The sequence below is a fragment of the Methanomethylovorans sp. PtaU1.Bin093 genome, assembly GCF_002067275.1.
Taxonomy (GTDB): Archaea; Halobacteriota; Methanosarcinia; order Methanosarcinales; family Methanosarcinaceae; genus Methanomethylovorans.
This window is the reverse complement of the sequence record NZ_MVQX01000054.1, coordinates 65,094-84,290: the sequence shown is the minus strand read 5'-3', so window position 1 is coordinate 84,290 and position 19,197 is coordinate 65,094. Positions and strand designations below refer to the sequence as shown.

The window sequence follows — 19,197 nt, the reverse complement described above, 5'->3', positions numbered from 1 at the left end:
CGATATATAAAAGATGGCCGGAATACCTTGAAGTTTTCGGCCAATGTTCGGGAATATATATCCAAGGAAGTCTATGCCTTCTTTTTCAGCAGGTAGTATTTTATCACATATAAACAGAAAACTACCATTGCAAGATTAAACACAGCCCTGATGATGGGAATATATTCAGACTCGAACCATGTGTAGATTACCTGATTTACCGAGCCGACGAACTGGAGAGAAGAAATTGCAAGCAAGAGGACTACTAATACAAATAGACCACCCCTGAAATAGTCCTCCATTGTTGGTTCTTTTTTCTCTTTCGCCTTTACTGGTACAGGAGATTGCACCTGCCCCATATTTCCGGTTTCTTTTAGTTCACCACTCATACAGATCTCCTCCTGAATATGAACAATGCCGCAATTAGAGATATTATTGCAAGGACTGAACCAAATCCTGGTGTACCCATTTCTGGTTCTTCATAAGGTGTTTCATATGCAGGTGTTTCGCCTGGCATTACTGGTTCCTCTACTACAAAATCGCTTGTTACGATGTCCTTAGACTCAACTGTCATGTTCTTATCGATGACCTTTTGAGGATTCAACTGGACGTAATCTTCTCCACGCTTCACAAGGACATTATCCTTCCAGACGAGGATCTCTACAACATAATTGTAGTTATCAGGCACTGTAAGGTTTACACTTCTTACAACTGTTTCTTCCGGACCTATTAGCCCAGTGGTGGTCCAGACCTTGTCCGCTATAAGGCGTGCATCCATTTCGCGGGCTTTCACCAGCATCTTGTAGTCTTGACTCACATTAGAACCTGAATTTGTAATATAAACATCAGATTCGATCACAACGTTGTTGCCTACGACCTTCCGAACCAGGAAATCTATACTATCTATACCTATACCTATTTCCTGTACGTCAGTCTTCAATTTTTCAAGCCCACTCAAATATATCTCCGCCGTGGATTTTGTTTTATTGCCATCAGACAGCACAAACTCCACCCTGTATGTGCCTTCTCTAGGCAATCTGATAGATTGAGAAACTGAAGATGTTTCACCTTCTTTTATGGGTCCTACCTCTATAGCTTTCTTTGACTTCAAAAAGTCCGTATTACTATCAAATACCTTCAATTGCAGTGAAGTATCATTTTTTTGAACTCCGCTTGTATGAAGAATATAAGTCGTCACGTTGATATCTACAAAAGAACTTGTCACTTTGTCTACGGACAATTCAGTATCCGTTATTATAATATTCGACTCTTTTTCGAAATTCTTGATACAGCCACTAGAATAGATTGTTAATGTCAGCAGGAAAATGGCTACACAATATATCCTGATATTGTTGACCATAACGCACCCCCTTTACACATAGATAATTCTGTGTTAGATCTATTTAAATTGTTCTGAAATGTGAAAAAGTAGATTAGTGATCTGATCAACGGTCATAGATCAAAGTTGAAAAGATAGGTGCTCAAAACATATTTTAAAATGATTAATAAAGTAAGGACACAAAAAAGAGTGGAGGGTATTAAAAAAGAATATGGTACTCAAAAAATACACAAAGAGTTAAATAGAGAGACAATAGTCATTAATTTATCCAAAGGAGCATCGAATCGCATGCACACTGGAAAAGAAAGAAGTGAAACCGCTGTAAAAGTGACTGCAAATGGGATGATAGTAAACATCATCCTGACCATTTTTAAGTTCATTGCTGGAATTTTAGGGAACAGTGCAGCAATGATAGCAGATGCGGTCCACTCCTTTTCTGACTTTGTAACTGATATTGTGGTGATAGTAGGGCTAAAAGCTGCAGGGAAACCTGCCGATCATAACCACCAGTATGGCCACGGCAAGATAGAAACACTATGCGCGGCTTTTGTGGGCATTGTACTTTTTATCATAGGCTTGGAGATATTTCTGAGTGGCCTGGGAAAGATACATGTTGTAATTAATGGCGGAAACCTGCAACAACCAGGACTTATAGCCTTTATTGCTGCGGTGGTTTCTATCGTTACAAAGGAATTGCTGTACAGATATACCTTAAATTATGCCAGAAAGATAAAAAGTGATGCTATGGAAGCAAACGCATGGCATCATCGGTCAGACGCATTCTCTTCTGTGGGAACAATGCTAGGTATCGGCGGTGCAATAGCCTTGGGGGGCAAATGGGTAGTCCTTGACCCGATAGCAGCAATCGTATTGAGCTTTTTCATATTCAAAGTGGCACTGGAGATCACTTACAGGAATGCCAATGAACTTACGGAAGCTGCTCTTGAAAAAGAGATCATTGAAGATATACAGCATGTCATTGTTTCTACCGAAGGCGTTAAAGACTTCCACAAGCTCAAAACAAGAAAGATAGGCAATAATATTGCCACTGATGTCCACATACAGGTAGATAAGGGACTAAGTCTTATAGAAGCCCACGATATCTGCACTGAAATAGAGAACAGGTTACGTGAGAAGTACGGTAAAGAAGCTATCCTTTACATCCATTGTGAACCCTACATCTGATCTGCCTATTGATTATCAATCCGTGCAGACACAGGGATTTTTGCCGCATGTGGGACATGCAAGCGGATACTTTTCGAGGAAAGCTGTTTCAATATCCACATTGTAGAGGTTTGCCAGGGCACCCACCCAGGCAAAACAATCCGCAAGCTCTTCCTTAATGTTCTCTGTATCGTGTCTGCGCACAGCTTCCGCGAGTTCGCCAACTTCTTCCACAAGCCATAACATGGTGGCAATGGCACCACGCCTTCTATCGTTGTGTCCGTACAGATCGGACATGAACTGCTGGAATTCCTTGATCTCCAGAATAACACCACCCGAATTACAGCCTGACAGGGATATTCCTTTCCCTGAGGTATGCTTTAACATCCTGCACAGTATATTCCCCAAAGTGGAAGATACTTGCTGCAAGTGCAGCATCGGCCTTACCTTTAATGAAGCCTTCATATATGTGCTGCGGGTTGCCCACTCCACCAGAAGCTATCACAGGTATATCCAGTTCCTCGGAGAGCTTTCTGGTGATTGGAATATCGAATCCATCGTATGTACCATCCCTATCCATGCTTGTCAACAGGATCTCACCTGAACCAAGTTCCTCTACTTTTTTTGCCCACTGTACTGCATCGATGCCAGTTGGTTTACGACCTCCATAGATGACAACTTCGTACCATGCCTGCGTACCGTCTTCAAGCTCCAAAATAATCTTATCCTGATTGTTCTCAACATCCAGATTGCGTTTGCAATCAATAGCTGTCACAATGCACTGAGAACCAAATATCTGCGATGATTGCCGGATGAGGTCCGGGTCTTTCACTGCCGCAGTGTTGATAGAAACCTTATCAGCACCCGCTCTTAGGATCTGCCGGATGTCCTCTATTGAATTGATACCACCTCCCACAGTAAGGGGAATGAAAACCTCATCAGCGGTCCTTTCTATGACATTGACCATGGTGCCTCTACCCTCATGGGAAGCTGTAATATCAAGAAATACAAGTTCATCGGCACCCTGTTCGTTGTAGCGCTTGGCAAGTTCCACAGGGTCGCCTGCTTTCCTCAGGTCAACGAACTCAATGCCTTTGACCACGGTGCCTCCGGCTTCATCAAGTGTCACGTCAAGACAGGGTATGATCCTTTTTGTGAGCATGATGAATACTCATGGAAAACTCGTATTAATAGGTTATGAATCCTCACACCAGGAGTACAGCTATAACACCGGCAAGGAAAACACCATCAAAAGTGCCGGCCCCGCCTATACTCACCACCGGCGCACCTATCTTTGTAATACCGCGCAGGTTGAGGAGATCCGCACCGACCAATGTGCCAAGGGTGCCGCCAGTGTATGCAATTATGAATATGAACTCATGATCCGCCGGAAAATGATAGATTATTAGTATGGAACTTAATGCTGCGACCAGTGGGGGTACCAGTGCAGGTGTCACTATACCCACACCTTTTACAGGACGTGCTACCATTTTAGTAATTGCTGCTACGATGATCATCCCATACAGCGAATAGGTTATCGCTCCTGGATATATATAAAGAAGGTAGACTGATACGAGGATAGGTATCACTGCCCCTCCTATGTTAACAGCCACTGTGGTCTTCCTGATAAAACTATCCTTGAAAGGCACGCGGTATTTTACACCAAAGGCCCTGACGAAATTATCGTTAGAGATATGCACCTCAGTTTCCAGGGTCGTAAGAGGGACATTGATGTTGCTGCCGATCAGACAGAGGAAAAGAAGCAGGAATGCATCACCCCACGAAAAACCCAATTTTGCAAAAGCTGAACTTACAAGCCCGAAAAAGAGAAATGATACGACTACCGATAACAGAAGCAACAGCACAAAGGTAAAGACCATTGTGAAAGGATTGTAGAATATCCTGTGCCTCATATAGAAGCATCAACTGGACACCATATAAGTTTTTCTAAACTTTTTTATCAGTAAAGGGAAAGAGAACGTGCCCCTTTGAGCAGGTCCTTGCTGACAGCATCATTGATGATCAAGTCCTCGGATATCATGATGCTAGCACCTGTCCTTAGGGCTATGGCGATACAATCACTGGGACGGGCATCAAATTCCATATGCTTTCCTCCATCATTGAGCACCAGGCGGGCGTAATAGACATTATCTATCTTATCATCAATGAACACACTGTCAATTTCAACTTCCATGCGCTCAAGAATAGCTACCAGAAGGTCATGGGTCATAGGACGTGGAAGGGTCTCATTACGCATCACCGTATCAATCGACAATGCTTCAGCCTGGCCTATGTGAATGGGCATTACTAAACCATCCTCATCCTCCAGCAATACCGCAGGAGATGTACCACCCAGCATATTTACTAGAAAAATACCCTTCACAAATACTTCCCTGACTCCTTCCTCATTTGCCATGACTGGAACACTTTCCTACATTATCAACTATTATATGATACATATCATATAAATATGCAATCAAAAATTCTCCTTATAATGTGCAATCATATGAATGAAGCTCTATTTAAATATGGAAACTTCAATGGTGCCTGTAAGGTTTCTGCTCGAAATGAAAACCATGTTTCCCTATCAGGGGAACAAAAACTACGCCACCCCATTCTTTAGTGACCACAGTACCATCATTCTCTTTTGTAACAAGGTAGAGGGACTGGAACATCTCCCCTACAGGAATAACCATCCTCCCCCCTGATCTTAGCTGCTGCACCAGAGGTTCAGGAATAGAAGGAGCTGATGCGGTCACGCATATCCTGTCATAGGGCGCATGTTCAGGCAGACCTATAGATCCATCGGAAAGAAAAACCTCTACATTACGATAGCCAGCTGCCTTTAGATTGTTTTTCGACGATCTGACAAGCTCCGGTATCCTTTCAGTAGAATATACTATACCTGTATTACCTATGATCTCAGCCATAACTGCAGCATTATATCCCGAACCTGCACCCACCTCCAGGACTTTGTGACCTTCCTGAAGGTCAAGCAGATCGCACATAATAGCTACCATATGAGGAGCAGATATGGTTTGACCATACCCGATATTAAGTGGTGAGTCCACATAAGCGCTTGACATATGCACAGATGGAACAAAGAGATGTCTGGGCACATTAAGCATTGCTCTGAGAACCTTTTCACTTATACCATGAACCTTCAGGCGAGCTACCAGCTCTGCTCTCTCCTTCGAGAACTCCACGAAGTACCACTTCCCCATGCTCTTCTATGAACAGGGTTTGCAAAGATACGCTTTATATTCTTGGCTTCTATGACGATACCATCACGGGATCTGAAACTGCCATCTCTTTCCTTGATCTTTATGATCTTGAACTCATCAGGCCCAGCCTTTTCAGTCGAACCAATGGTGAACTGGTAACCTCCGGGAACCTGCTTGATCACCGATCTTGTAGTGGTGCCTTCATGGATCGCTATCTTTACGCACACCTCGTCGATAGCCCTGCCCCATAGATAATCAATATCTGCGACTTTGGCTGCTTCTGGCCTTTTTTGACCAGATTCTATAGCTGTTATTACAACCGGATAGACCTCATCTGAAGACTCGTCATCTATGAACATCTCATCGCCAACACGAATTATATCATCAGCCTGCAGATGGGTATGCAGTGGAAAGGAAGATTCTCCTCTGCTCACGATAACCTTGACATCAATGATCCTGGGAGTTGCTATAACCGTAGGGTGAACTGTGCCACATTCTGAACATTTTACCACAGGATTTACACCTGATTTAAGGACCTCATGCAGCACCGGATGACGTGGTGAGCAAGAGGGACATACAACTTCGACTTCTTCGTTCATAATCTGTTCAATTATGACAGGGAAGAGTAAATATTTAACCCCAAGGAAATTCCAAAATCTCAAAATGAACAGATGAAAGCAAGAAGGTGCTTATCAACTGAAATCAAATTTGGATCTCATCTGTTTGCTGCAGCGTGTGCTGCAATGAACTCGCGAAGTAATTTCGTGCCCAGAAGAGCAGTCTGACCTCCATCGTACTCCGGAGATATCTCGACTACATCAAAACCTATAGACATAGGGGCAAGGATGCGGATAATGTCCCGCACTTCCACATCTGTCAGCCCGAAAGGTTCAGGTGTTCCAAGACCGGGGGCAAAAGATGGGTCAAGGGCATCCATGTCCAGTGACAGGTATATCTTGTCACAGTCAATGTGTTCAAGTGCTTCTGCAAGAACTGTTTTAACACCTTTTTCTCTTACAATGTCAGAAGTATAGTAGCAGACACCATTATCTTTTGCAAACTCCCATTCTTCCCTGGGACCGCTGCGCACACCAATTGTCACATACTTGTCAGTGATGTCATTTAAAATATGTCTGGAAACACAGGCATGATTGAATTTTACACCGCCATATTCATCACGCAGATCGAAATGAGCATCCATCACCACAAAGCCAATGTCTTCGCCAGCATGCTTTGCACATGCCTTCACACAGGGATAGGTCAGAGAGTGTTCTCCACCCATCATTATTGGAAGCTTTCCATCCTTCACGATCGGTTCCACTGCGAAGAAAAGCTCTTCGAGTGTCTTCTCAACATCCGAGTAAGGCTCGAAGTTACCTGCATCATGGATCAGCAGATCCTCAAAATCTATGTCGAAGTATGAATTATAGGTTTCAAAATTAGCAGATGCCTTGCGCATAGCATCAGGAGCCCACCTGCTGCCAGCACGGAAAGAAGATGTACCATCAAAGGGAACACCAAAGAGAACATATCTGGCAGATGAATAATCTGACAGTGAATCCATCATACAAAGATCGTGGAACATTTAACCAGAATAGTGTATAAATTTGTATACATGTAGAAAATATATGAGGTATAAGTTTACCTCATATCGATCCTCATCTTGCCCATGGCAACAAGATAAGTGATCTCTTCCCCTTCCTTTACTCTTTCCTTATATTCTTCAGTTATAGGAAGCTCAAAGGTCGAGTAATCGCCCATGTCCATAAGCTGGGCAACATCGCCTGCTATGGCAATTACCTGAGCGCTCTTTCTTTCAACCAGGGGAACATATATCTTGTCAGACACAGGTCCCACAATGGACCTTTTCTGATTATCGAAAATTCCAATTGCATCGATCCTTGCTTTTGCTGAACCATGCTTTCCTGGCTTGGATTTAGAAATGCTCTTAATGACACAGGGCTCTTCATCAATTAGAACGTACTTACCCTCTTTAAGTTCTTTAACCTCTACTTGCTGTTTCATTTATGAATTCTCCGGAACGGTCTATTAAATAAGCGATCAAATATTGAATATGACTGGTAATAATTTACCATTCCATATATCAAGTTATCTATATAAGAAGCATATAGTCTAGAAAATACAAAGATTACTATTTAAATGACCCACTGCGACTGATGAACTGAGAACCATACTAAAATGTTATCCCAAGTTGTGCAAGCTTGCCTGTAGTTGGAACTCCCAGACTGTCCCATCCCCTGAATCGGTAATACTCAGCAATGGTTCTTTTAAATTCCCCTTCTGAAATGCCACCATTTGAAAACATTCTCCTGGGCAGGGTATCGTCATCACAGGTAAAACCGGCCCCAAGGTTGAACGATCGTTCAAGGTTCCATATCCTCTCACCCACCCTCAGCAAGTCCTCAGAAGAATATGATACTCCCGTTGCAGCACTGATCAAAGAAGCTATCTCTCCTTCGCTCAGAGCGAAACTCACAAACGGGCACAGGACTACAGAATCAATAACTGCTGCAAGATCCTGGAACAACTTAACAAAGCCAGCTTTGCCATTTAATACAGATCTGTCAAGCCCCACCGGTTTACCCAATAACTCGGGTCCTGCCATAAATGCACTCATGTGGCATGCCCCCCTGTTTGAAGTGGCATATGCAAGAGCAAACCCTGGAATGCCCCTGGGATCATAGCCGGGTATTTCCAGACCTTTGGAACTCATGCTAAGTTCTTTTACGCCCTGCTTGATCATATAGGATAAAGAACCTTCACTGAGTGAACTGATGCCCTGTGAAATATCAGAAACTGTTTGCAACAGTTGTGCAGGATCCATTTTCCCACCCGATATTTCAAGATATGATGCAATAGTAGCTCCACATGATATAGGATCTACACCATTAACATAACAAAGTTCATTAGCCTTTACAATGGATTCCTGATCAGTGTTACCCACAGCTGGGCCAAAAGCCCATAAAGCATCATAATCAGGTATTGGACTACCGTTTTCAAGCAACCTTCTACATCCAAGAGGACAGTTATCACATGGTGTTTTCTTACTTTTGTAAGACGCTGAGAGTTTTTCTGCTGAGATGCTTTCAGCATAATGGAAATTCTGTTCCCTGAAATTCATGGAAGGGAGGATATCAAGATGGTCCATTACATTGACCATAAAGGAAGTACCATATACAGATAAACCTTTGGATGTTACTGGATTTGCTTGTAGTAACCTCTGTGCACTGGCTATAGCCTTTTCAAATGCTTTCGGATCTGCTATAAGAGGGTCATTAGTGCCTTTTACCACTACGGCCTTCAGGTTCTTGGAGCCGGCTACAGCCCCATGACCACCCCGGCCACTTGAATAAAGGTTGTCGCTCACAAAGTTTGCAAAGAGTACTTTTTTTTCACCTGCCCTGCCTATGCATGCCACACTTCCCTTTTCCTTCAAAGCCAAAGCAGTTTCCCTTGTATCTTTTCCCCAAAGATGTTCTGCAGAGATGAGTTCTACATCTTCATCAAAGATAGATAGATACAGAGGGATATCGGACCTTCCTGTAATGACCAGGGCATCTATACCCGCATATTTCATTGCCTTTCCGAAGTGTCCTCCGGCATTGGAATCAAAAATAGTATGAGTAAGTGGAGATTTCGTGGTAATTGAATAATGTCCGGACATTGGAGCTGCAGTCCCTGTTAGCGGACCTGTAGCAAACACCAGTGGATTGTCAGGTGATAAGGGATCCACATCTGGGTCAGCAAATTCATACATCAGCTTTATACCAAAACCCCGGCCTCCCAGATATTCTCTGGATCGTTTTACACCGGTTCTTGACTCAGTGACCGAATGAGAACTAAGGTCAACAACGATAGTCCTTCCTGTCCAGCCGAACATTCGTCCTCACCTTCATATTTTAACTCCTTCAAGCTCCAGTAGTTTGCGTTTCAAAGATAAACTTTCATGATCCTTACTTCCACAAAATCCTCCCATGCCTTTACTTGACACTACCCTATGGCATGGAATGATTATAGGATATGGGTTTTTTGATAAAGCACTTCCTACTGCTCTGGAAGCTCCTCTTCTGCCTATAAGTGCAGCCAGTTCTCCATAGGTAATTGTATGCCCGTAGGGAATGTGTCTTGTCTGCTCAAGCACATCTTTCTCAAAATCGGATAAATGGGAAAGATCAACTTTACACCATGAGAAATCTACTTGCTCACCTTTAAGGTATCTTAGCATTTCACGACACAGGAGTTCAAGATCTTCCATGTTTGCCACCCAGGAACTTATCTTCGATAGAACGTCTTTTTCCACGATATCGTAACCAGCTGATGACAGATAATGACACTGTAATTGCGGAGACTATGACAGCAGCATATATGAAAGGCCTGGTCCTCTCTACAAGTAGTGGGTCGATGTTGTCCTTTTGATCATAGGTGGGGTACATGATATCACGCCTGTCGGTACTGTGGCCAAGACCAAGAGCATGCCCCAGCTCGTGCTTTGCCAGTTCACGCATGTTGGCATCACCATATTGTTTCCATGCATGACCTTCATAATTGCCCACCTCCAGGACGATATTCACTCGCATATACTTCCCATTGACCTCATAAGGCCTTGCAAAACCTGCAACACCGTTCTCGACGCCCGCGTCCTTTTCCAGATTCTCCACCCACACAATATAGATGTCAGCTTCACTTTCAGAATCAACCAGCCTGAATTCGGGTTCGTATGCCAGATGGCCATTTCCCCCCTTTTCCCAGTATGCCATAGCATATTCTACCTGTTCTTTATATGTGGGACTGTAATGCTCTGGAACATTAACATTATCGATGTATACTGTGATCGGGGAATGGTCCCAAGGTATTGTAGTAAGCGCAGGATAAGCATTGTCCTCCATTGCATAAACACCATGTACTGCCACTGAAGTAAAAAAGCAGACAACAAATAAAGACCCTATGAAAGCAGGACATGTTTGGATCATGAGCATCATATCAACATACATTACGCAATACAAATAGTTAATTGATCAATAAATATGAGCTGCATAACGATAAATATGATGAAGGACAAACCGGCCCTATGCAAAAGAAGATAGCAGTGGTATTTGATAGCGCTGGAACACTGCTACGCATGTACCGTGTGGCAAAAGAGACATCAACGGGCAATATTCTTGAAAACATCGAAAGTATCATGCTGGTAGCAGAGAGACCCAAAAGAGCTCTTGTGGTAATGCATGCTGAACCTGTTGCCATTGAGGACACTGATCCAAAAACAGAACTTCGGAGGTTCATAGCTGATAATGGATTAAAAATAGACATCAGTTGTTCCAGTGGACCGATGAGCACAGAGGAGGCAATGGAAATAATCAACGACCAAAAGGTCGTAGTTGGAGATGTGATAGAAGTCCTGGCTTTTGCACACCGGAGTTGCCCTGAAAGCTACTATATTGCAACAGGTCTGATCGTGGATGGACAGTTGCGGTTCATCCCATACGTACTGAGCACAGCAGGAAAATTATACTCCAATGCGCCCAGAACAATAGAGCTTTTGCATAGCAGGGGCATCGATACATACATAGCATCTGGCGACACCATGCGTTCACTAAGGAGAGTAGCTGAAAAACTCTGCATTCCACTTCCAAATGTTTTCGATATAGCCACTACAGATGAGAAGGCTAATATTGTACTGGCCCTTAAAAAGAAATATGATATCGTACTGATGATAGGCGATGGTGTTAACGATATTCGCGCCTTGGAGGTTGCTGATGTGGGGATAGTCACTACCCAGCAAGGGGACAAAAGACCACAAAGATTACTGGAAGCCGCTGATCATTTGATCAGAGATATCATAGAGGTTATAGATATTGTGGACTCATTGAATGCTTCTGACCATAGGTAAGATCAGGGGACAGATTTTTATTGTTAACGGCGAAAACAATATGCGTTACGTTTATGTATAGTTTGATATAATGCAGATGATACTCTACAAAAAGGGAATTCAAAAACTAATTATAAATGTCCGGCAGAAGTTGTTAGCAGTTTAGTACATACCATACAATACCATTAAGTAATTTGAACTGGTAGTCATAAACTAGAATAATTCCAGCCGGTACATAAACGGAGGAACATAAATGGCAGCGTTCATCGAGGTAAAAAACCTTAATGTGGATTTTGACGGCTTTAAAGTTCTGAAGGACATAAACCTTACTATTAACGAAGGAGAGGTCATCGGCATATTGGGAAGAAGCGGAGCAGGCAAAACTGTATTAATGCACGTACTTCGCGGCGTAGAAGAATATGAAAGTATCAGCGGACAGGTTATATATCACCTTGCAACCTGTGAAAAATGTGGTCATATCGAACCTCCAAGCAAAATAGGAAGTGGATGTCCAGTATGTCCCGGAGAAAAATTGCTACCTTTTGATGCTGATTTTGTTGAGATGCCCATACATGATCATAAGAGAAGGGAGATCACGAAGAGAATAGCTATAATGCTCCAACGTACTTTTGCACTGTATGGTGATGAAAGGGTCATAACCAATGTAGTGAATTCACTTACTGAGATCGGACACCAGGATGAAGACGTGACTTCAAAGGCCATGGAATTACTGGAAAAAGTTCAACTGTCGCACAGGATGATGCATGTAGCACGTGACCTGAGCGGCGGAGAAAAGCAAAGAGTTGTGTTGGCCCGCCAGCTTGTAAGGAATCCTATGCTACTCCTTGCCGATGAACCTACAGGCACTCTTGATCCAAGGACGGCAAAGATAGTACATGACGTTATCGAGCGGGCTGTTAAGGATTATAATATGACGATGGTCATAACCTCTCATTGGTCTGAAGTGGTGGAAGATATTGCTGACAGGGCAATTATCCTGGAGGAGGGAGCCATAATCGCCGAGGGTGACCCCTGCGAAATGGCAACGAAATTTACCGGCATGGCATGTGCACTCGAGAAAAAACAAGACTTTGCCATAGGTGACCCCATTATAAAGGTCCAGAACCTTAAAAAGAAGTACATATCAGTTACAAGAGGGGTTGTTAATGCAGTTAATGATATCTCTTTTGAAGTGAGAGAAAGTGAGATATTCGGCCTTGCAGGAGTCAGCGGTGCGGGGAAGACCACGACCTCAGAGATCCTCATGGGCATAGTTCAGCCCACCAGCGGTGAAGTTATTACGAGGGTAGGAGATGAGTGGATCGATATGAAAAAACCTGGGCCGGAATGCAGGGGACGTGCACTCCAATACATGGGCATATTGCACCAGGAATACAGTCTTTACACCCACCGCAACATAATAGATAATCTTACTGAGTCTATCGGTATTGACCTGCCTTATGAACTGGCAGTAAGAAAGGCGATCATCACTTTGAAAAGCACCGGTTTCACAGAAGAAAAGGCAAGATCGATATTATCCAAGATGCCTGACGAGCTTAGCGAAGGAGAGAGGCACAGGGTGGCACTTGCCCAGATATTAATGAAGGAGCCAAATATAATAGTAATGGATGAACCAACAGGTACAATGGACCCAATTACTAAAAAAGATGTCACAAGGTCCATTCTCAAAGCGAGGGAAGAACTTGGTAATACATTTGTGATCGTATCCCATGACATGGACTTTCTGGAAGAGATATGTGACAGGGTAGCCCTTATGAGAAATGGAGAGATGGTGGACATAGGGGAGCCAGGGAAAGTGATCGCACAGCTTACCGAAACCGAAAGGATCGAAGCTAACGCGGACCGATAGAGAAGTATTCAAAGAGGTGTTAGATGTGGATGGCGAAATAACCGTAGAGGTCAACGGAATTGAAATAAAGTTGCCTGAAAGAGCTACTCTTGGGGATGCCATCCGGGTATCTGACCCACCTTATAAAGAAGGTGTTTCAGTAGGAATACTGAAAAGGTCTGAGATCGAACAAGAAGAAAACGTAGTGGAATATCGGATAATTACCACCTCCGGGGAATTCGTTATCGAACTCTTTGAAAAGCATTCATCTTCGAAGAAACAGTGGGCAGATAAGTTCAGAGAGTACAGGGATATACCTCTGCGATGGATCAGCCGGGATGCAGTGGCATTTGGTCCCTTTGCAAGTGAAATGGTTCCCAAGAGAGAGGCAGGCACATATAGAGAATATGAACTTCTTTTTGCAGCGGGTGGAGGAGACCCTCATAATACGCACTTAATAATAACTAAGGATAGACATTCTGCAGAATATGGGGCCCCCCTGGAAGGTTCCTTTGGAAGAGTAGTAAGTGGAAAAAGTGTATTGGACAACTTGGAAAAGAAAGACAGGATAATTGAGATAAAGCCTGTGATATCATGGAAGCAAACAGGTGAACATCTTCTTACTACTGATCTTACGGTTCCTCTCGAGGATGGGGAAAAAGTATTCACATTTCTGGATGTGGCAATGTCGGCGGAATCACCCCACGGAGCAGAACATTTTTTTGCAGTTATAAGGAATGGAAGTTTCAAAGTAGATATGGTCTCCAGCTCTTTTATATCAGATCATGCTCTTCTTGGAGAGCTTCCTGTATATGAAAACTATGAACCGCGAATGAGAGGGAGTGTATTCCTGCGCACCGTGGGATATGGAGCAGGAAAGGCTTTTATCTCCACAGATGACAGAACAGCCAGCATTCTGCATTCGGTGATCGGACACGTGGAACAGGGTATGGAACTTGTGAACATGGCAGAAGTCGGACACCGGCTTTTGATACATACCACACCAGCACAGATAATGCTGCATGGCAAGAGTTTCCGCGAGGCTGAAGAGGAATTATCTCCATATAGTGTGAAACTTATAAGAGAAGGGGATATCGCTGATGAGGCGCTAATTGTGGCCCAGGAGCCCGATACTACCATTGAGATACTTCGGGAAGGTACTGTCAGGGCTACAGGAGTTGATGACTCAAAGATAGTTAGCATAGAGTTGTATGACAATGCTGCACCCATAACCCTGGACTTTTTCAGACATGCCATTGGCCTGCAGTTCAGGCCCGTAGGAATTATGCCTTTGATAATGATGTATGAGAATACCTATATTTTCAAAGCTGAAAAACCTGCAGAGAGATATAAGGAGATCCTGCCGGAGAACACACCAAAGGAAAAGGTTGTGTCCGGAGAGATAGGTGTTACAAACCAGGCGGCTAAGCGTATGGGAATGGTGGGTGTCAAAACGAAGGACGATGACCTTTTCGGACCTACCGGAGAGAAGTTCATAAGTACAAATATCATTGGGCGTATCCTTGACATCGAAAAGCTCCGGAACTTCAAAGAAGGAGATAAGATCTATGTCATCGAACGTAACAGGGAGGGGGACCCATGAATAATGAAGAAGATGTTATCACAAAAATTGTGGTAATAAGTTCTGACAGCGTTCTGCCCATAGATGCCGCAATGAAAGTATATGAATCAGAAACATCCATAACTATCAAAGAAACTTGTTTTGGAACAATGGTTACTGGTCCGAGGACTGCTGTGGATAGAGTAGTTGATGAACTGAGAGCTATGGACAGGAATCATATCTTTGTGAAAGAGCGTGGGTTTCACCCCGGGGATGAGAGAAGATGTCGGTCTGTAAGGGGTGGCGGACCCAGACCAGGATTCCATTACCTGAGAGAGGAAGTCCAGATGCTACCCATGATCGGAAAAGCACTTGATGCTTATGATAAACATGTTCCACCCGCCGAGATACACCGTGCTGAAAAAATAGAAGTAAAGAAGCTGAAGGAGATCATTGAATCTAATTTATGAGGCAATATAATGGCAAAAGTGATCATTTATCCTATCAACAGCCTGATACTTTCTGATCTTGTAGAACGCTTCGGCCACAAGCCCCTTGCGATGATGGAAAAGATAAAAGAGAAAGTAAATACTGTAGGAGTGGACTCTCCACCTCTGAACATAACGGCTGAAGAGCCTAAAATGGGTCTGAAGTATGCAGCAGTGGAGGTGCCCGCAGGCGTAAGGGGGAGGATGGCCATAGTTGGACCTATGATAGATGAAGCAGAAGCTGCCATCATCGTGAACGAGGCATCCATGGCCTTTGGGTGCATGGGATGCGCCAGGACGAACGAGCTTACCAAATATCTGATACGCCAAAAAGAGATACCTATCCTTGAAGTAGAATACCCCAGAAGTGAAGAGGAAGGTAAGGAGTTTGTCTACAAGATAGCCGAGTTCCTGAGATCACTTTCAACGGAGGAGAGATCATGAGCACGGAGAAGCAAGTAAAAGTGGCACTGGTCTCATGCGGTTCGGAATACGCAGGTGTCCAGGGTGAACTGGAAAAAGTGACTTCCAGTGTCAATGCAAAACTGGTATTCCCGGAAATAGATATAGCTTCCCTTGACACTATAGGAAGGGATTTTGGGATAGAGGCTGCAAGTCCTGATCTGCGTCTGATGATGGCAAGAGCACAGGCAGTGGTGGAAGGCATTGCAGATGTGGATGGAGTGTTCATCACATCATGTTTCAGGTGTGCTGAAGCTGCTATTGTAAGGAACGAAGTTAGGAGATATATAAACAAGCATTCCAACATTCCTGTTATCAGTTATTCATTCACCGAAAGGACAACAGCAGCCACCCTTATGACAAGAATGGAAGCTCTTACCACCATCGCAAGAAGGAAACATCTGCTGGCTCGAGAGAAACAGACTGGCCTTACTGCGGGTATAGATTCTGGTTCGACCACCACGAAAGCTGTGATAATGAGAGATGACAAGATCATTGGCCAAGGCTGGGTGCCCACTATAAAGGTCATAGATAGTGCCACAGAAGCTTTCAACCGTGCACTGGAAGAAGCTGGAGTAAAGGCCGAAGATATCCAGGCTATTGGAACCACCGGCTATGGCAGGTTCCTGGTAGGAGAGCATTTTAAGGCGCAATTGGTACAGGAAGAGATCACTGTCAATTCCAAAGGTGCGGTGTACCTGGCAAACAAGCAAAAGGGCTCTGCAACCGTTATAGACATTGGTGGAATGGATAACAAGGCCATATCAGTGGAAGATGGGATTCCGGGCATGTTCACCATGGGTGGTATCTGTGCAGGTGCATCCGGGCGTTTTCTGGATATGACAGCAAAGAGACTTGGTGTCGATATTACTGAACTGGGTGCACTGGCTGTAAAAGGTATGCAGGAAAAGGTCGATATGAACAGTTACTGCATTGTCTTTGGTATCCAGTCACTTGTAAACTCACTGGCGAAAGGATCAAGACCGGAAGATGTAGCTGCTGCGGCATGCCATAGTGTGGTGGAACAGATCTTTGAGCAGCAATTGCAGGAAGTGGATGTAAAAGAGCCACTGATCCTCGTGGGTGGTTCTTCACTGATAGAAGGCGTTCCAAAAGCCTTGAGCAGTCTGCTTAAAATAGATGTGCTTGTGCCACCGAACTCCCACCTCATAGGCGCTGTGGGAAGTGCATTGCTGGCATCGGGATTTGTGGAGGGATAAGAAATATGGAGCCTCTGGAGATATTCAAGGTGGAAACTAAAATACCTGAAGAGGCCGAAGCTTACAGATCAATACTCTCAGATGTCATTTCGGAGCTTGGTCTTGCCAACTCTATTGGCAGGATATATGCTATCATAACGCCTGAATACTCACTATTCCAGATGGCCATCATTCTGAGAGGTAGCCCGCCGTTGGTAAAAACATCGGACTTTGCAGATGTTAACATTGGAGCTGTCACTAGGAATGAGATACAGATAGTCCTGCGAGATGAGAAGTACCTGCCTGACCTGTTGGAGAAACTGTGGGTAAAATATGGACGCGGAAAAGTCATTCAACAGGACAGGAAGACCATAAATGTAAACGTGGAAAATATGGACACTGAGATAGAGACCATAAAAGAAATGGCCATATTCGACCCAAAACGTACATTGCTTTCCAGGCTTGTCGAAATGGCTATAAGAGGAACTCCTGAAGGGTTCAGGGTACGTTATCACTCACTTAACAGCAATGAATTTATTTTCGTAGCATCCGAAGATGCCATGAAACCAGAATGGGTGCAGCAAGGACACCAAATGCTTGAAAAGATAAAGGGAGGATAGGCTCTTGGCAGCAGTGCTTGAACCTTACATATATGAAGGTGGAATACACAGGCATACGCTTATATTGGAACTGTTGGAAGACCTGGGAGGATACCTCATCCAGAAAACACCGGCTGCCACAGAGGTTACTCTTGTGATGCTCGTACCCAGAGATGATGTACACCTTATTGAGCAGCTTGCCAAAGATCTTCTTGGGAAGATATCCAGAGCTCCCCTTACAGGAACTGAAATAGCCGTTGTTTCACCTACGCTTGCGTCTCATCATCTGCCGCATTCTGCCTGTGATATAGCTGAATTCCTCAGGCGTGGAGGCGCTAACACCACAATGATAGGACTTGCCAGAGGCATGGGAAGAAGAGTTGCACTTTCTGCAGATTATGAAAGAAGACTAATAAATGAGCATGATATTGCCCTGTTCTCTTTTGGTACCTTCCGGGATTGTATAATCAATAAGAAACCTAAACTCTTTGAAGGTATAAAGATACCCATCGTTGCCACAGGAGGGCCGGACCTAAAGACTGAAGAAGTGCCTGGTGCCGATATGTACATAGGGAACATCGGCAGGGTCGCTCACAGGCTAAGGCACAGTGATGAACTGGAGGGCCTGGATGTTATGAGTGAGAAAGTGGGGATGATCGTGGAAAAAATGAGAGAGGATATTGCCAGGGACCCACTTGCCGTCCTGCCTGCAAGGATCATGAAAGAGGTACAGGAACAGATCCCTGAGATAGAAAGCGTATATACCCCTGCGCCGCTCACACTGCAATTAGATGGACTGCGCATTAAACTCCCTTATGCTGATTTCCATAAGAAGGTTGAAGATATGGAATTGCAGGATAATATCCGCCTTAGAGATGTTGCAACTATTACACCCTCAAAAATGAAGAACTACATACTTGTGAAGGTTAAAAGGAAATCTGAAGTGGGCATAGAGATGTGAGGTGCAACGTGGAAATCGAAAAGATCAAAGAACTTCTTGACGAAAAACCGGAAGAAATCGTTGAAAAAATGCTGGAGGACATGAAGAAACAGTATGGAGAGGTCCCGTACATAGTGAATTTCATTAAAGATATGCCTGAACTCTTTATCTCCAGAATGATATATACGAACAGCATTATGCGTGAGTTCAAGCGCATGGACCCAAAGACCGTGGAACTTATCAGTATTGCTGTTGCCTCTGCCCTCAAGTGCGGTCATTGTCTTAAAACCCACATAAGGGCAGCTAAAAGACTTGGGGTGAGCAGGGAAGAGATATTCGATACGATCCTTATCAGCAGTACCGTAGCCAATGCTTCCATACTTGCGGAGGGTACCCGTGCCATAGATTCTGAGTTTGCGTCTACTGAAGAAGGAAAGGACCCCTCTTGTATGTTCTGTAATTTTAATTCTGAACTGCCAGAGCAGAGATGATGGGTCTTAAAATTT

Annotated in this window: 23 protein-coding genes; 10 read left to right on the top strand and 13 right to left on the bottom strand. The window is 43.9% G+C overall.

Translation table 11 applies throughout. The features are described 5' to 3' along the window. Positions 1-71: 71 nt before the first annotated feature. Together A4E24_RS06375 and A4E24_RS06370 are read right to left on the bottom strand one after the other, a co-directional pair. Positions 72-368, bottom strand: coding sequence for a hypothetical protein (locus A4E24_RS06375; protein WP_292352447.1), 297 nt, complete (start codon positions 366-368; stop codon positions 72-74). Beyond that, a complete protein-coding gene (locus A4E24_RS06370; protein WP_292352446.1) occupies positions 365-1,339 on the bottom strand; it encodes a PGF-CTERM sorting domain-containing protein in 975 nt (324 codons plus the stop codon). Before A4E24_RS06370 ends, A4E24_RS06375 begins: the two co-directional genes overlap by 4 nt. Before the next feature lie 267 nt (positions 1,340-1,606). Here A4E24_RS06370 and A4E24_RS06365 point away from each other — a divergent pair, with 267 nt between their 5' ends. Further along, positions 1,607-2,503 (top strand): cation diffusion facilitator family transporter, encoded by an 897-nt coding sequence (locus A4E24_RS06365; RefSeq protein WP_292352445.1) that lies wholly within the window; start codon positions 1,607-1,609, stop codon positions 2,501-2,503. Positions 2,504-2,518: 15 nt separating this feature from the next. Here A4E24_RS06365 and A4E24_RS06360 read toward each other — a convergent pair whose 3' ends face one another. The 11 genes from A4E24_RS06360 to A4E24_RS06310 form a co-directional block, all read right to left on the bottom strand. Continuing rightward, entirely contained in the window at positions 2,519-2,806 is a 288-nt protein-coding gene (locus tag A4E24_RS06360; protein ID WP_292352501.1) for a MazG nucleotide pyrophosphohydrolase domain-containing protein, read from the bottom strand. A 16-nt stretch (positions 2,807-2,822) separates the two neighbouring features. Next, entirely contained in the window at positions 2,823-3,644 is an 822-nt protein-coding gene (gene hisF / locus A4E24_RS06355; RefSeq protein ID WP_292352444.1) for an imidazole glycerol phosphate synthase subunit HisF, read from the bottom strand. A 43-nt stretch (positions 3,645-3,687) separates the two neighbouring features. Then, on the bottom strand, positions 3,688-4,395 hold the full coding sequence (locus A4E24_RS06350; protein ID WP_292352443.1) for a DUF1614 domain-containing protein: 708 nt from the start codon (positions 4,393-4,395) through the stop codon (positions 3,688-3,690). A 47-nt stretch (positions 4,396-4,442) separates the two neighbouring features. Then, complete coding sequence (locus tag A4E24_RS06345) at positions 4,443-4,898, bottom strand: bifunctional nuclease family protein (protein WP_292352442.1); 456 nt, start codon at positions 4,896-4,898, stop codon at positions 4,443-4,445. Positions 4,899-5,019: 121 nt separating this feature from the next. Continuing rightward, positions 5,020-5,688, bottom strand: coding sequence for a protein-L-isoaspartate O-methyltransferase (locus A4E24_RS06340; protein WP_342765377.1), 669 nt, complete (start codon positions 5,686-5,688; stop codon positions 5,020-5,022). Further along, positions 5,655-6,305, bottom strand: a complete 651-nt coding sequence (locus A4E24_RS06335) for an HVO_0476 family zinc finger protein (RefSeq protein ID WP_292352440.1) — start codon at positions 6,303-6,305, stop codon at positions 5,655-5,657. The genes A4E24_RS06340 and A4E24_RS06335 overlap by 34 nt, the downstream gene beginning before the upstream one ends. A gap of 116 nt (positions 6,306-6,421) precedes the next feature. Next, positions 6,422-7,291 (bottom strand): agmatinase, encoded by an 870-nt coding sequence (gene speB / locus A4E24_RS06330; RefSeq protein ID WP_292352439.1) that lies wholly within the window; start codon positions 7,289-7,291, stop codon positions 6,422-6,424. A gap of 56 nt (positions 7,292-7,347) precedes the next feature. After that, on the bottom strand, positions 7,348-7,731 hold the full coding sequence (locus A4E24_RS06325) for a translation initiation factor IF-5A (protein ID WP_292352438.1): 384 nt from the start codon (positions 7,729-7,731) through the stop codon (positions 7,348-7,350). Positions 7,732-7,900: 169 nt separating this feature from the next. After that, a complete protein-coding gene (locus A4E24_RS06320) occupies positions 7,901-9,607 on the bottom strand; it encodes an aldehyde ferredoxin oxidoreductase family protein (RefSeq protein WP_292352437.1) in 1,707 nt (568 codons plus the stop codon). Between the two features lie 12 nt (positions 9,608-9,619). Next, positions 9,620-9,982: a methylated-DNA--[protein]-cysteine S-methyltransferase gene (locus A4E24_RS06315; protein WP_292352436.1), complete on the bottom strand. Its 363-nt coding sequence runs from the start codon at positions 9,980-9,982 to the stop codon at positions 9,620-9,622. Further along, positions 9,969-10,718 (bottom strand): matrixin family metalloprotease, encoded by a 750-nt coding sequence (locus A4E24_RS06310; RefSeq protein ID WP_292352435.1) that lies wholly within the window; start codon positions 10,716-10,718, stop codon positions 9,969-9,971. The genes A4E24_RS06315 and A4E24_RS06310 overlap by 14 nt, the downstream gene beginning before the upstream one ends. A 77-nt stretch (positions 10,719-10,795) precedes the next feature. On the opposite strand from A4E24_RS06310, the gene A4E24_RS06305 reads away from it, so the two are divergent. The 9 genes from A4E24_RS06305 to A4E24_RS06265 all read left to right on the top strand — a co-directional run bounded on the left by A4E24_RS06305 (position 10,796) and on the right by A4E24_RS06265 (position 19,182). Further along, entirely contained in the window at positions 10,796-11,614 is an 819-nt protein-coding gene (locus A4E24_RS06305; protein ID WP_292352434.1) for an HAD-IC family P-type ATPase, read from the top strand. Positions 11,615-11,846: 232 nt separating this feature from the next. Next, positions 11,847-13,463, top strand: coding sequence for a methyl coenzyme M reductase system, component A2 (gene atwA, locus A4E24_RS06300; RefSeq protein WP_292352433.1), 1,617 nt, complete (start codon positions 11,847-11,849; stop codon positions 13,461-13,463). A 25-nt stretch (positions 13,464-13,488) separates the two neighbouring features. Then, entirely contained in the window at positions 13,489-15,045 is a 1,557-nt protein-coding gene (locus A4E24_RS06295; RefSeq protein ID WP_292352432.1) for a methanogenesis marker 3 protein, read from the top strand. Beyond that, entirely contained in the window at positions 15,042-15,473 is a 432-nt protein-coding gene (locus tag A4E24_RS06290; RefSeq protein ID WP_292352431.1) for a methanogenesis marker 6 protein, read from the top strand. Before A4E24_RS06295 ends, A4E24_RS06290 begins: the two co-directional genes overlap by 4 nt. A 9-nt stretch (positions 15,474-15,482) precedes the next feature. Next, positions 15,483-15,935 (top strand): methanogenesis marker 5 protein, encoded by a 453-nt coding sequence (locus A4E24_RS06285; RefSeq protein WP_292352430.1) that lies wholly within the window; start codon positions 15,483-15,485, stop codon positions 15,933-15,935. Beyond that, on the top strand, positions 15,932-17,173 hold the full coding sequence (locus A4E24_RS06280) for a methanogenesis marker 15 protein (protein WP_292352429.1): 1,242 nt from the start codon (positions 15,932-15,934) through the stop codon (positions 17,171-17,173). Before A4E24_RS06285 ends, A4E24_RS06280 begins: the two co-directional genes overlap by 4 nt. Before the next feature lie 5 nt (positions 17,174-17,178). After that, complete coding sequence (locus tag A4E24_RS06275) at positions 17,179-17,772, top strand: methanogenesis marker 17 protein (RefSeq protein WP_292352428.1); 594 nt, start codon at positions 17,179-17,181, stop codon at positions 17,770-17,772. 4 nt (positions 17,773-17,776) lie between these two features. Next, on the top strand, positions 17,777-18,712 hold the full coding sequence (locus tag A4E24_RS06270) for a methanogenesis marker 7 protein (protein WP_292352427.1): 936 nt from the start codon (positions 17,777-17,779) through the stop codon (positions 18,710-18,712). Between the two features lie 8 nt (positions 18,713-18,720). Beyond that, on the top strand, positions 18,721-19,182 hold the full coding sequence (locus A4E24_RS06265) for a carboxymuconolactone decarboxylase family protein (protein WP_292352426.1): 462 nt from the start codon (positions 18,721-18,723) through the stop codon (positions 19,180-19,182). Positions 19,183-19,197: the final 15 nt, after the last annotated feature.